Genomic DNA, 11997 nt, shown 5'->3' on the forward strand with positions numbered 1-11997 from the left:
GGGTGCTGCGGCGCGCGCTGCGGGTGCGGTGCGCGATGCAGGCGCCCACCTCCCCTGACCCCTCCCCCCGCGAGCGGGCGGAGGGGATTGGGTGAAAGAGCGGCGCGCCTACGGCGTCTGTCGGGCGAGCAGCGAGGACGGGGCGCGGCAGTAGCCGCTGCTGCCGCCGTCGCCGAGGCCGCTGGCGACGCCGGGCAGGGCGCGGCAGGCCGCCCAGTTGATTTCGTTGTCGAGTGCGACCGTGCCGCGATCGTCGAGCGTCACGGTTTCATGCGCTTCGAGGCGGCGCGTCGCCGCGGGCTTTTCGCCGACCGCGCCGCAGGCGTGCGGATCGCGTCCGCCGTCGGCGATGCAGTACGAGACGACGACGGGATAGTCGCACCGATTGCTCAGGGCAGGCGTCGCCACCATCGACGTCACCAGTGCGCCGCGCTGCCGCACGCCGAGGCTGATGCAATGGCTGGCGCCGAGCGTGACGAGGCGCGGTGCGCTGTCGGCCGATGCGGCCGTGGCCGGCGGCGCGGCCTGCGCGACGCCGTACAGCAGCAGCGATGCGAGGGCGGCGTATGACAGACGATTCGGGTCGATGTGACGCATGATGCTTCTCCTCGTGATGGGCTTGAGCCAGCGTCCGCCGCGCGTCGCCCGGGGGGCGGAGCACGTCGAGCGTCGAGCGGGCTTCCGGCAAGGTGCTTGGCCTTGCCAGGGTCAGATGCACGGGAAGCGGAATCGGTTTACAGCGCCTCGCGCAGGCGTCGTGACGCCGCGATGACGCGAGGCGCGGCAACGCTCGCTAGCAGATGCCCGCGGCCTTCAGCGCGGCATGGCCGTCGTCGTCGATGCCGAGCGCGGCGAGCAGCGCGCGCGTGTCGGCGCCGAGCGATGGCGAAGGCACGCTGCTGGCCGGCTGCGCATCGCGGAAGCGCAGCGGCTGCGTGATCGCCGGCTTGCCGTCGATCTCTTCGACCAGTCCGCGCGCGCGCACCTGTTCGTTGGCGAGCGCCTCTTCGAGCGTGTACAGGCCGCTCGCGCAGGCGTCGGCCGGTGCGAGCAGCCGTTCCCAGGCGTCGCGCGTGCGCGTCCTGAACAGGGCCGCGGTCGCGGCGCGCGCCGCCGCCGTTTCCGCGCCCGGTGCCGGCAGGCGCCCGCCGAGCTCCGGCTGGCCGGCGGCGGCGCAGAACGCCGCCCAGAACTTCGGCTCGAGCGCGCCGAGCGCGAACCACTTGCCGTCGGCGCATTCGTAGAGGCTGTAGTTCGGCAGCGCGCCGGTCAGCATGTCGTGTCCCGGCGGCTGCGTGCGGCCGGTGCTGCGCAGGGTGGCGAGCGCGGCGACCTGCAGCGCCAGCGTGCCGTCGAGCATGGCGCTGTCGACGAAGCAGCCGTGGCCCGAGGCGCGCGCGCCGTGCACGGCGGCGAGGATGCCGATCGCGCAGGTCAGCGCGCCGCCGGCCAGATCGGCGAGCTGCGTGTTGGCGAGCGCCGGTCCGTGCGCGTTGCCGTTCTGCTCGAGCGCGCCGGCGTAGGCGCAGTAGTTCATGTCGTGCCCGGCGCGGTCGCGGTACGGGCCGCTCTGCCCGTAGCCGGTGAGCGCCGCGTAGACGAGGCGCGGGTTGATCGCCTTCAGGGTTTCGTAGCCGCAGCCGAGGCGATCCATCACGCCCGGCCGGAACGATTCGATGATCACGTCCGCATCGGCGACGAGGCGATGCAACAGCGCCACGCCCTGCGGCCGGCGCAGATCGAGCGTCAGCGAGCGCTTGTTGCGGTTGACCAGCGCGAACAGTTCGGCCGACAGCGCGCGCGTGTAGTCGCCGCCGTTCGGCTCCTCGATCTTGATCACCTCGGCGCCGAGCTGCGCGAGATACAGCGTGCAGAACGGGCCGGGCAGGAGGCGCGAGACGTCGATGACTTTGAGGCCGGCGAGGAGGGGGTTGGTCATGGTGCGTGTGACGACGAAAGACGTGGGTGACGGATGGTGCTTGCGCCGGCGCGGCGCGGCCGGGCCATGGTCATGGCGAGGCCAGAAAATCCAGCACCGCCGCATTGAACGGGATCGGCGCGGCGAGGTTCATCGCGTGGCGCGCGCCGGCGATCGTCACGCGGCGGCTGCCGTCGATGTGCTGGTGCAGAAGGTCGAGCAGCTGCGGGAACGGCGGCGGCGACAGGGCGCCGCCGATGAGCAGCGTCGGCGTTTTCAGGGCCCGCAGCTGCGCGCGCGAGAAACCCATGCGCTGTTCGCGCACCTGGCCGAGCAGGGTGCGCGCGTTGTCGCGCGCCATGCGCTTGAAGCTGCCGACCATGTGCTGCCACAGCGGCGCGCCGCTGACGCCGTCGATGAACAGCGCCAGGCCGCCGTCGATGTCGCCGGCCGCGATGCGCTGCGCCGCTTCGGCGAGCCGCGACGACGAGACCGGCGCGAGGCCGGCGCACTCCGGTGCGAGCGTCGGGTCCGGCGTGCCGCCCGGCTCGGCGAGAATCAGGCGGCGCACGCGGCCGGGCGCGCGCAGGGCGACGAGGAAGGCGATGTAGCCGCCGCGCGAGTGGCCGAGCAGATCGACCGGGCCGGCGTCGAGCGCGTCGATGAAGGCGATCGTGTCCTGCACGTGCTGCTCGATGCTGTAGCCCTCGCCGCCGCCGTCCCAGGCTTCCGGCCAGCAGTGGCGCAGGCTGACGGCGATGGCCCGTCGGCGCGCCGCGAACGGCGCCATCTGCGGGTGCCAGTAGCGGTAGTCGCAGAGCGAGCCGTGGATCATCAGCAGCGGCGTGCCGCTGCCGGCCTCGGCGTAGGCGAGATCGTAGTCGTTGATGCGCAGGGAAGGCATGCGCCTATTGTGCCGCGATCGCCGCGACCCGCGGCGCGGGGTCCGGCATGGTCTGTGCGGCGCACGGCCGTGGCACGAAAGCCGCGCACGGCGCGACCGGATGATTCAGGAGATCGGCGACGGCTGCATCTGCGGCGATCCGCGCGGCGGCGACAGCATCGAGTTCTCCGGCACCTGCAGCGGCGACGGCCACTTCAACGGCCACATGGTCGGCCTGCTGACCATCGCCAGCGCCCAGGCCTACACCGTGAGCGCCGGCACCGGCGGCGCCGCCAGCGACAAGGGCGCGGCGCCGATGCAGGTCAGCGGCAAGATCGATGCGCACTGGGTCAGCGACGGTTGCGGTGACGTGAAGCCCGTCGACGGAGACGCGACGCGGGCGTGGCCGGGCGAGGAGATCGTCCCCCGGCTTGGACGCCGGCGGCGGCCGTGACACACTCGGACAGTCACTCGGGGAAGGGGAATGGTCATGATGACGTCGCTCGCATCGCTGTGGTTGCCGATACTCGTGTCCGCCGTCGGCGTGTTCATCGCCAGCAGTCTCGTGCACATGGTTTTCAAGTGGCACAACGCGGACTACCGCAAGCTGCCGAACGAGGACGAGGTCGCCGCCGCGCTGCGCAGGCAGGCCCTGCCGCCGGGCCAGTACACCGTGCCGCACTGCGTGGAAATGAAGGACATGCAGTCGCCGGAGATGCAGAAGAAGTTCGTCGAAGGCCCGGTCGGCTTCATCACCCTGCGTCCGAACGGCCTGCCGAACATGGGCAAGCATCTCGGCCTGTGGTTCGCGCTGACGCTGTTCGTGTCCCTGCTCGCCGCGCTCGCCGCCGGCGTCGCGCTGCCGATCGGCGCGGTCAAGGAGCCGGTGTTCGATGTCACCTTCCTGCTCGCCTTCGCCGCCTATGGCTGCGGTGCCGTCAGCGACGGCATCTGGATGGGCCGGCCGTGGAAGGCCGTCGCCAAGGATCTGCTCGACGCCTTCATCTACGCCGCGGTCACCGGCGTGGCCTTCGCGCTGCTCTGGCCGCGCTGAGCGGCGCGGCCAGCTTCAGGCGACCGGCGAGCCGAGCACGTCGGCGATGGTCAGCTGCAGGGTGTCGAGATCGACCGGCTTGACGAGGTGGGCGACGCAGCCGACGGCGGCCGAGGCCTCGCGGTCCTGAACGGCGCCGAAGCCGCTGAGCGCGATGCAGGGCAGGTCCAGCTCGCGCGGCAGTGACAGGCCGCTGCCATCGGGCAGGTCGATGTCGGCGATCATCAGATCGAAGCGCTGCGCGCGCGCCGCCGCGCGCGCCTCGGCGCACGATCCGGCGCGCACCACGCTGTGGCCGTCGAACTCCAGCGCCACCTTCAGTGCCTCGCCGGCGTCCTCGTTGTCCTCGACCAGCAGCAGGCGCGCCTGCGTGCGCGGCGCGGGCGAGGCGGCGACCGGCGCCGGCGCGGCGGCCGCCATCAGCGGCAGGCGCAGCGTGAAGGTGGCGCCGCGGCCGATGCCGTCGCTGGCCGCGCTCAGGCTGCCGCCGTGCTGGTCGACGATGCCGCGCGCGATCGACAGGCCGAGCCCGAGTCCGCCGAAGCGCCGCGAGACTTCGCTGTCGACCTGCTCGAAGGGCTCGAAGATGCGCGGCAACGCGCTCGCGTCGATGCCGATGCCGGTGTCGATGCAGCGCAGCTCGAAGGCCGATGCGACGATCGCCGTGCGTATCTCGATGCGTCCGCGCACCGGCGTGAACTTCACGGCGTTGCGCAGCAGGTTCCAGATCACCTGCTGCAGGCGCGCCGAGTCGGCCCACACCGTCGCTTCGCGTTCGTCGAGCGCGACGACCAGTTCGAGCATCTTCTCGTCGAGCTCGGCGCCGAGCATCTGCACGACCTCGTGCAGCAGGCGGTGCACGACGACCGGCTCCTTGCGCAGCACGAGCTTGCCGGCCGCCAGCGTCGTCAGGTCGAGCAGGTCCTCGATCAGGCGCGCCTCCAGCTCGACGTTGCGCGCGATCATCGGCAGCAGGTGCGCATAGCGCTCGGGCACGGTCGCCGCGCGCTGCAGCACCGGGATCGCCGCCGAGATCGGCGCCAGCGGCGTGCGCAGCTCGTGCGAGAGCACGGCGATGAAGCGGTCCTTGGCGTGGTTGGCGCGCTCCGCTTCCTCCTTGGCGACGCGCAGCTGCTGGGCGGCGTCGTGCATGGCGGTGCTGTCGTGCACCACCTTGCAGAAGCCGCCGAGGACGCCGTCGTCGTCCGGCAGCGGCACCACGGTGCCCTGCGCCCGGAAGCGCGTGCCGTCGGCGCGCAGCATCCAGCGCGAGTCCCCGGCGCGACCGCGTTCGGCCGCCATGCGCAGCTCGGCGCCGAACACGTCGGCGGCGCGATCCTCGGCGGTGAACAGCAGCTCGGCGCGGCGCCCGAGGACGGCGTCGGCGGCATGGCCGAAGATCAGCCGCGCCGCGCGGTTCCAGCTCAGGATCGTGCCCTGCGCGTCGAGCAGGATCACCGCATAGTCCTGCAGCGCGTCGACCACGCGCGCGAACACCGCGTCCGCCTCGCGCGCCTGCCGTTCGGCGTCCTGGCGGGCACGGCGCTCGCGCGCCTCGGCGAGCGCGCGGTCGATGACCAGCGCCAGGCGTTCGAGGCGGCCCTTGCTCACGTAGTCGGTGGCGCCGCGGCGCAGCAGCTCGACGGCATTGTCCTCGCCGATGACGCCGGAGACGAAGATGAACGGCACCTCGGGCGCCAGCGCGCGGGCGATCTTCAGCGCCTCGCTGCCGGTGAAGCCCGGCAGCTCGTAGTCGGAGAGAATGAGATCGACGCGCTGCGTGCGCAGGCACGCCGTGAAAGCGGCCTCGCCCGACACGCAGGCGAGGCTGGCGCGCGGATGCGAGCGGCGCAGCGCCATCTGCAGCAGCTCGGCGTCGAAGCCGGAATCCTCCAGCAGCAGCACGCGCAGCGCGCCGTCGTCACCGGCACGCGGCGAATCAGCCGACATGGCGGCGGCCCTTGACGCTGCCGGGCGGCGGCTCGTTGAGCACGGCCCAGAACACGCCGAGGTCCGCGATCGCGGTGATGAACTGCTTGAGCTCGACCGGCTTGACCACGTAGGCGTTGACGCCGAGCGAATAGCTGCGCAGCACGTCCGACTCCGCCTCCGAGCTGGTCAGCATCACCACCGGCACCGCGCGCAGCTGCGGATGGCCGCGCACCGCTTCCGGCACTTCGAGACCGTTGACCTTCGGCAGCTTGAGATCGAGCAGGATCACCGCCGGATGGCCTTCGAGTCGGCCGGCGCACGGACCCTCGCGACGCAGAGAGTCGAGCGCCTGCGCGGCGTCGCGCACGGTGACGGGGTCGTTGCCGGGCTGGCTGCGTTCCAGCGCGAGCAGGGTCGGCTCGAGATCGCGCGCATCGTCTTCGACCAGCAGTATCGGTTTCAACATTGCACATCCTTGCCGCGTTGCGGCACCGCGAAGCCAGACGTTGCCCCCGATCCTTGATGCCCTCCGCCCACACCGAGCCGCCGTGGCGGTCGACGATGCGCCACACCTTGGCGAGCCCGATGCCGGTGCCTTCGAATTCCTCGGCCTGATGCAGGCGCTGGAAAACAGCGGACAGCTTGTCCATCTACTTCTGCTCGAAGCCGGCGCCGTTGTCGCTGATCTGCAGGCCGACGGCGCCGGGGCGCACCACCGCCGTGATGCGCACCTGCGGCGCGCCGCGCGTGCGGCTGTACTTCATGGCGTTCGACAGCAGATTGCGCGTCGCCGCCTGCAGCAGGAAGGCGTCGCCCCACAGCGGCGGCAGCGGCTCCGCAATGTGCCAGTTCACCCGGCATGCACCGGCGAGCGACTGCAGCTCGGCGATCGGCTCCTCGATCATCTCCTGCGTGCCGATCTCGACCTTGTGCAGCCTTCACCTGATGCAGATGCCGGCGCGAGCGCTCGCCGAGCGCGTCGCCGTCGGCCTCGGGCACCCGACCGGGGAAGCCGGCGATGGGGCGCGACGGCGCGCGCAGATCGTGCGAGACGGTGTACGAGAACGCCTCGAGCTCGCGGTTGATGTGCCCGCGCAGGGCGGCCAGCGTGGATTCGTCTCGCGGTTCGGGTTGGCGGTCCATGCCTCGACGCCCTCCATGTGCATGCAAGAAAAACGATTGTCCCGGAACCAGACGGCATATTTCATGAACAGCGCCGTACTGCCGCCGTTCAGCCGCGATATGGTTGGCGCGCGGCGGCGGCTCGCAGCACGGCTTTGTCGATTTCGCCTGGCGCCGTTCGACGTCGAACAGGCGCCGGACAGCGGCGTGCCATGAGGGAGGAGCGGGACATGAAGGACGCGATCGAAGTGGCGAGGCCGGCCGGCGCGCGCATGACGACGGCACGCTACGGCTGGGTGATCGTCGCCGCCGGCGCCCTCATCACCTGCGTCGCATTCGGCGCGATGTTCTCGCTCGCCGTCTTCCTGCAGCCGGTGGCCGAGACCACCGGCTGGTCGCGCGCCGGCATTTCCGGCGCGATGACGATGGATTTCCTTGCCATGGGCGTCGCCGGCTTTTTCTGGGGCGGGCTCAGCGACCGCTTCGGCGCGCGCGTCATCGTCCTGTGCGGCACCGCCCTGCTCGGCGTGGGCCTGGCGCTGGCCAGCCGCGCGCAGAGCCTGCTCGAATTCCAGCTCTGCCACGGCGTGCTCGTCGGCGTCGCCGCCGGCAGTTTCTTCGCGCCGCTGATGGCGACCGTGTCCTCGTGGTTCGAGGCGAACCGCGGCCTTGCCGTGGCGCTCGTCTCCGCCGGCGTCGGCGTCGCGCCGCTGACGATGTCGCCGTTCGCCGCCTGGCTGATCACGCACACGGACTGGCGCCACGCGCAGCAGATCATCGCCGCGCTGGCGACGCTGCTCCTGCTGCCGGCAGCCTTGCTGGTCCGCACGCGGCCCGTGCTCGCGGCATCCACGCCGGGCAGCGCGCAGGACGCCGCCGCCACGGGCAGTTCCGGGGCCACCAGCGTCGGGCGCGCGCTGCGCACACCGCACTTCGTCGTGCTCGCCACCATGTTCTTCTGCTGCTGCGCCGCGCACGCCGGGCCGATCTTCCACACCGTGAGCTATGCCATCGGCTGCGGCCTGCCGACCATGGCGGCGGTGACCGTCTACAGCGTCGAAGGCCTCGCCGGCCTCGGCGGCCGCGTGCTGTTCGGCATGCTCGCCGACCGCATCGGCGCCAAGCCCGCGCTGATCACCGGCCTCGCCGTGCAGGCCGTCGCCGCCGGCACCTACATGCTGGCGCGCGATCTCGGCAGCTTCTATCTGATCGCCACCATCTTCGGCGCCGCCTACGGCGGCACCATGCCGCTCTACGCGCTGCTGATCCGCGATTACTTCGGCGCACGCATGATGGGCGCCCTGCTCGGCGCCGCCAGCATGGTTTCCAGCCTCGGCATGGCGCTCGGACCCGCAGTCGGCGGCTGGATCTTCGACCACTACCACCGCTACGAAGGCCTGTATGCCGGCTCCGCCGCGATCGGCATCGCCGCCGTCGTCATCGCGCTGCTGCTGCCGCCGCTACGTCACAAGCCGGCGCGGGCGGCAACTGCCGCCTGAAGCTCGCGCAATCGTGCCCCAAATCCTTCAAATCGCGTCCCCTCTCCCGCCAGCGGGAGAGGGCCGGGGAGAGGGCGGCGCAGTGCCGGCTAAACTGCGCGCCCTTTCCCAGGAACCCGCAATGTCCGTCGAAGCCTTCCTCAAACGCCTGCGCGAAACGCCGAACGAAATCGAATTCGCCGACACCATCGCGGTGATCGACGCCGCCTACGACGACACCCCCACGGCTTTCCGCAACGGCGACGTCCACAACGAAGCCGGCCAGAATGCCGGCTCCTGCAAGCTGCTGTCGTTCGCCAAGCTGCACGGACTGAGCGAAACCGAAACGCTGGCCTGCTTCGGCAGGTTCTACCGCGAAGACGTGCTGAAGAATCCGCATGGCACCGACCACCAGAACATTCGCAATTTCATGCGGACTGGGTGGGGCGGGGTGCTATTCGAAGGGCAAGCGCTCAAAGCTCGGCGCTGAGCTGCGTCGCACGCTCGCGGCTTGATGCCCGTCATGCCCGCGAAAGCGGGCATCCAGCGATCGGGCGTCGCAGGCGGGAGCGGTTCTCAGAAATGGTTCTTCGTAGCAGTCGCGCGCAGGAACGCGCGCGAGACTAATGTCGCCCGACGCGGGCCCGCCTGCCCCGAACTTCGACTCAAGCAAGTATTCCTTTCCATTCAATGTGCTCCAGGCGTCATCGGGATCGTTCGCTGTCCGGGGATGCGGACTTGTCCAAGCGTCTGCACGCAGCGCAAAGCACTATGCACTGGCGGACATGCAGCGATACCGGATTCGAAACAGACTGCGTCGGGATCAGTGCATCCGGAGAGCAGGAGATGACGAAAATAATTGAAGCCGACTACGTGGTCGCTGGCGCGGGCGGCGTCGGGATGGCCTTTGTGGATGAAATCATCACCCACAGTGATGCGAGCGTGGCGATCATCGACCGGAAGCACCGGCCAGGCGGACACTGGAACGACGCGTATCCCTTCGTGCGCCTGCATCAGACGTCCACCTGTTACGGCGTGAATTCGACTGACATGGGTGGTCATGGCATTGATCAGGTCGGGCTGAACAAGGGGTGCTACGAGCTGGCAAGCGGCAGCGAAGTCGTTGCCTATTTCGACACAGTGATGCGAAAACGCTTCCTGCCGTCCGGTCGCGTCCAGTACTTCCCGCTGTGCGAGTACAACAAGTCGGACGATACCGCGGTGTCTCTCACCTGCGGCGAGAAATACGAATTCCGTGCCAGGAAGAAGTTCGTCGATGCCACGTACCTGAATGTCACGGTCCCGTCTCAGCGGGATCCTGATTTCGAAGTCAAGGACGGTGTCCGCGCGGTGGCGGTCAATGAACTTCCGAAGGTTATTACGGAGCATCGAAATTTCGTTATCGTCGGCTCCGGCAAGACGGGTATGGATGCCGTCCTGTTCCTGCTCACGAACAGAGTCGATCCGGAACGCATCACGTGGGTCATGCCCTCGGACGCCTGGATGTTCAGCCGCTTCGACGTCAACCCCGGACGCAAGTTCAGCGATCCGATCACGCAGTACGCGATCGGCGTGCTGCAGTGCGCGCTGGATGCAAAAGATTACGATGACTACTTCGCGCGCTTGGTCGAGCGAAACTTGGTAATGCAGCTCGACCCAGCGGTCAAGCCGAAGCGCTGGCGCTGTGCGACGTTCACGCCGATGGAGCTCGAACAGCTGCGCCGGGTCAAGAATATCGTCCGTAAGGGCTATCTCGAGGCCGCATCTTCCACCGTGATGAAAATGTCGAACGGCACGCACCCGACACCCGCGGGCGCGGTGTTCGTCGATTGCGCAGCCGATGGGCTGCCTAAGGTGCCGATGGTCAAGGTGTTCAACGGACATCGCATAACCCTGCAGACTGTACGCATGTGCCAGCAGGTATACAGCGCCGGCTTTATCGGCAATGTCGAATGCAATGTTCATGCGAGCGAAGCTCGCAAGAACGAGCTTACGCAGCCGGTCCCGCTTCCGTATACGGACGCTGACTATCTGCGTTGCGCGATCCAGAACAGCCTGAATATGGCCATCTGGCTGACCGAACCGGCGGTCGTCAAATGGATTAACGAATCGCGTATCGACCTGTTCAGCCCGTATCTTGACTTCGATTCTCCCGAGGGAATCGCCAATATCCGGGCAATGGGCGATCTCATCCAGAAGGCCGTGCCGAAGATGCAGGCTTTGCTGGAAAGCCGCAGAGAATCAGCAGCGGCGGAGCTGGCCGACGCATAATCGGCGCCTCAGACCGGCGAAGTCCTCGGGAGCAGCGTCGCGCTGTCATGGCGAGCAATATGAGCACGCGCAGCTTGCTCGGCGTGTGCTCGTTTTTCTGAAAATCGGCAGAATTTGCCGTCGCGCTCTTCGATCGGAGCAAATGCGCGACACTCGAGCATGCCGGCGCCTCACCGACCGCGGCCGCTACGCACGCGGGTGCCGCTTATCGGCGAGACGCCGGTCACTCGAAACCGGGGTCTCCCCAGAAGCGCCTGAGCCCTTGAGGGCCTTTGCGAGCAGATTTTAAGAAACAAGAGCTACGGCACATGACGCTGGATGCGGGCAACCTGGCGGCTGGTGCAATACAAGCTGCGACGGCGAGCTCCTTGCGCCTGTGGCGAGGTGCCTACCTGAAAGGAAGGAAGCGTGCGGTTCTCCTCGTGTAGCGGAGATAGGCCTCACCGAGATCTCCACTCAGGTCCTTTTCCTCGAAGTGAACACCGACGAGGATGTAGACGGTGAAGCCGAGCGCGAGCAGCAGATGGCCGGCGGTCATGGCTGGCGTCGCCCAGACCGCGATCAGAACGCCCGACATCATGGGATGCCGAATCCAGCGATATAGCCACTTCTCCTCGAATGGCACGGGCATGTAGCGGCGTCGCACGCTGTACAGATAAACCTGCCGGAGCCCGAAAAGATCGAAGTGGTTCGTCATGAACGTGGCGAGCAACACCAGTAGCCAGCCGCCCGCGCTGATGGCGTACATCGCTGTCTTCGCCAAGGGCTGGTCGATTTGCCAGATCGTGCCGGGGATCGGCTGCCATCCGTGAATCAGGGCCACGAACGCGAGGCTCGTTGCCAGCACGTAGGTGCTGCGTTCGATGCACGCCGGCACGAGCAGGCTCCACCACGCCTTGAATCGCCGCCGTGCCATGACGCTGTGCTGGACGCCGAACAAGCCGATCAGGGCCGAGTCGATCAGCACGGCGCGGGCGAGGGGAGGCGGAGCGCCGGAGTTCACCGTTTTTTCGACGAGGAATCCTTCCAGGAAGCCGATGAAGTACAGAAGCACCTGGGCGAACACCGCATAGCAGGCGACGCCGTACAGCAGGACCAGCAGGCGCTTCATTGTTCGTTCCTTTCGTATATCCGGATGTTGCTGCGCTTGCCCATCGTCCTCAGCCGAAGATTTCGACCATGAGGAAGTCCGACTTGGGCGCGCCGCAGTCGCGGCAGGTCCACGAATCGGGAATGTCCTCCCAGCGTGTACCCGGAGGAATGTCCTCGTCCGGTAGGCCGAGCTCTTCATCGTAGATGAACTCACAGACCACGCACTGCCATTTCCTGAACAAAGCGG

General features: G+C 68.4%; 14 protein-coding genes. 6 read left to right on the forward strand and 8 right to left on the reverse strand.

The window, feature by feature from the left end:
• Positions 1-108 precede the first annotated feature (108 nt).
• From K344_RS0118995 to K344_RS0119005, 3 genes are all read right to left on the reverse strand, one after another.
• Positions 109-597, reverse strand: coding sequence for a hypothetical protein (locus K344_RS0118995; RefSeq protein ID WP_028081999.1), 489 nt, complete (start codon positions 595-597; stop codon positions 109-111).
• A gap of 196 nt (positions 598-793) precedes the next feature.
• On the reverse strand, positions 794-1939 hold the full coding sequence (locus K344_RS0119000) for a CaiB/BaiF CoA transferase family protein (protein WP_028082000.1): 1146 nt from the start codon (positions 1937-1939) through the stop codon (positions 794-796).
• A gap of 70 nt (positions 1940-2009) precedes the next feature.
• The gene (locus K344_RS0119005; protein WP_028082001.1) at positions 2010-2822 is read right to left on the reverse strand and encodes an alpha/beta fold hydrolase; all 813 of its coding nucleotides are present in this window, start codon (positions 2820-2822) and stop codon (positions 2010-2012) included.
• 100 nt (positions 2823-2922) lie between these two features.
• Between K344_RS0119005 and K344_RS0119010 the strand changes: the two genes are divergently transcribed.
• Positions 2923-3255 (forward strand): DUF3617 family protein, encoded by a 333-nt coding sequence (locus K344_RS0119010; protein ID WP_028082002.1) that lies wholly within the window; start codon positions 2923-2925, stop codon positions 3253-3255.
• 36 nt (positions 3256-3291) lie between these two features.
• Positions 3292-3855 (forward strand): hypothetical protein, encoded by a 564-nt coding sequence (locus K344_RS0119015; RefSeq protein WP_157623134.1) that lies wholly within the window; start codon positions 3292-3294, stop codon positions 3853-3855.
• A 15-nt stretch (positions 3856-3870) separates the two neighbouring features.
• Here the strand turns inward: K344_RS0119015 and K344_RS0119020 are convergent, their stop codons facing one another.
• The 3 genes from K344_RS0119020 to K344_RS0119030 all read right to left on the reverse strand — a co-directional run bounded on the left by K344_RS0119020 (position 3871) and on the right by K344_RS0119030 (position 6641).
• The gene (locus K344_RS0119020; RefSeq protein ID WP_051362428.1) at positions 3871-5805 is read right to left on the reverse strand and encodes a hybrid sensor histidine kinase/response regulator; all 1935 of its coding nucleotides are present in this window, start codon (positions 5803-5805) and stop codon (positions 3871-3873) included.
• Positions 5795-6253 carry a response regulator gene (locus K344_RS0119025; RefSeq protein ID WP_028082005.1) on the reverse strand — a complete coding sequence of 153 codons (459 nt, stop codon included), beginning with the start codon at positions 6251-6253 and terminating at the stop codon, positions 5795-5797. Before K344_RS0119025 ends, K344_RS0119020 begins: the two co-directional genes overlap by 11 nt.
• A gap of 184 nt (positions 6254-6437) precedes the next feature.
• Positions 6438-6641, reverse strand: coding sequence for an ATP-binding protein (locus tag K344_RS0119030; protein ID WP_157623136.1), 204 nt, complete (start codon positions 6639-6641; stop codon positions 6438-6440).
• Here K344_RS0119030 and K344_RS0119035 point away from each other — a divergent pair.
• The 4 genes from K344_RS0119035 (at position 6628) to K344_RS22610 (ending at position 10658) form a co-directional block, all read left to right on the forward strand.
• Positions 6628-7125, forward strand: coding sequence for a hypothetical protein (locus K344_RS0119035; protein WP_157623138.1), 498 nt, complete (start codon positions 6628-6630; stop codon positions 7123-7125). The two genes, K344_RS0119030 and K344_RS0119035, sit on opposite strands and share 14 nt — an antisense overlap.
• A 14-nt stretch (positions 7126-7139) precedes the next feature.
• The gene (locus K344_RS0119040; protein ID WP_084197630.1) at positions 7140-8408 is read left to right on the forward strand and encodes an MFS transporter; all 1269 of its coding nucleotides are present in this window, start codon (positions 7140-7142) and stop codon (positions 8406-8408) included.
• 121 nt (positions 8409-8529) lie between these two features.
• Entirely contained in the window at positions 8530-8877 is a 348-nt protein-coding gene (locus K344_RS0119045; protein ID WP_028082009.1) for a HopJ type III effector protein, read from the forward strand.
• Between the two features lie 248 nt (positions 8878-9125).
• Entirely contained in the window at positions 9126-10658 is a 1533-nt protein-coding gene (locus K344_RS22610) for an NAD(P)/FAD-dependent oxidoreductase (protein ID WP_157623140.1), read from the forward strand.
• 388 nt (positions 10659-11046) lie between these two features.
• Here the strand turns inward: K344_RS22610 and mddA are convergent, their stop codons facing one another.
• A complete protein-coding gene (gene mddA / locus K344_RS0119055) occupies positions 11047-11769 on the reverse strand; it encodes a methanethiol S-methyltransferase (RefSeq protein ID WP_028082010.1) in 723 nt (240 codons plus the stop codon).
• A 49-nt stretch (positions 11770-11818) separates the two neighbouring features.
• Positions 11819-11992 (reverse strand): rubredoxin, encoded by a 174-nt coding sequence (locus K344_RS24730; protein ID WP_028082011.1) that lies wholly within the window; start codon positions 11990-11992, stop codon positions 11819-11821.
• Positions 11993-11997: the final 5 nt, after the last annotated feature.

It is taken from the genome of Solimonas soli DSM 21787, assembly GCF_000474945.1.
GTDB classification, from domain to species: domain Bacteria; phylum Pseudomonadota; class Gammaproteobacteria; order Nevskiales; family Nevskiaceae; genus Solimonas; species Solimonas soli.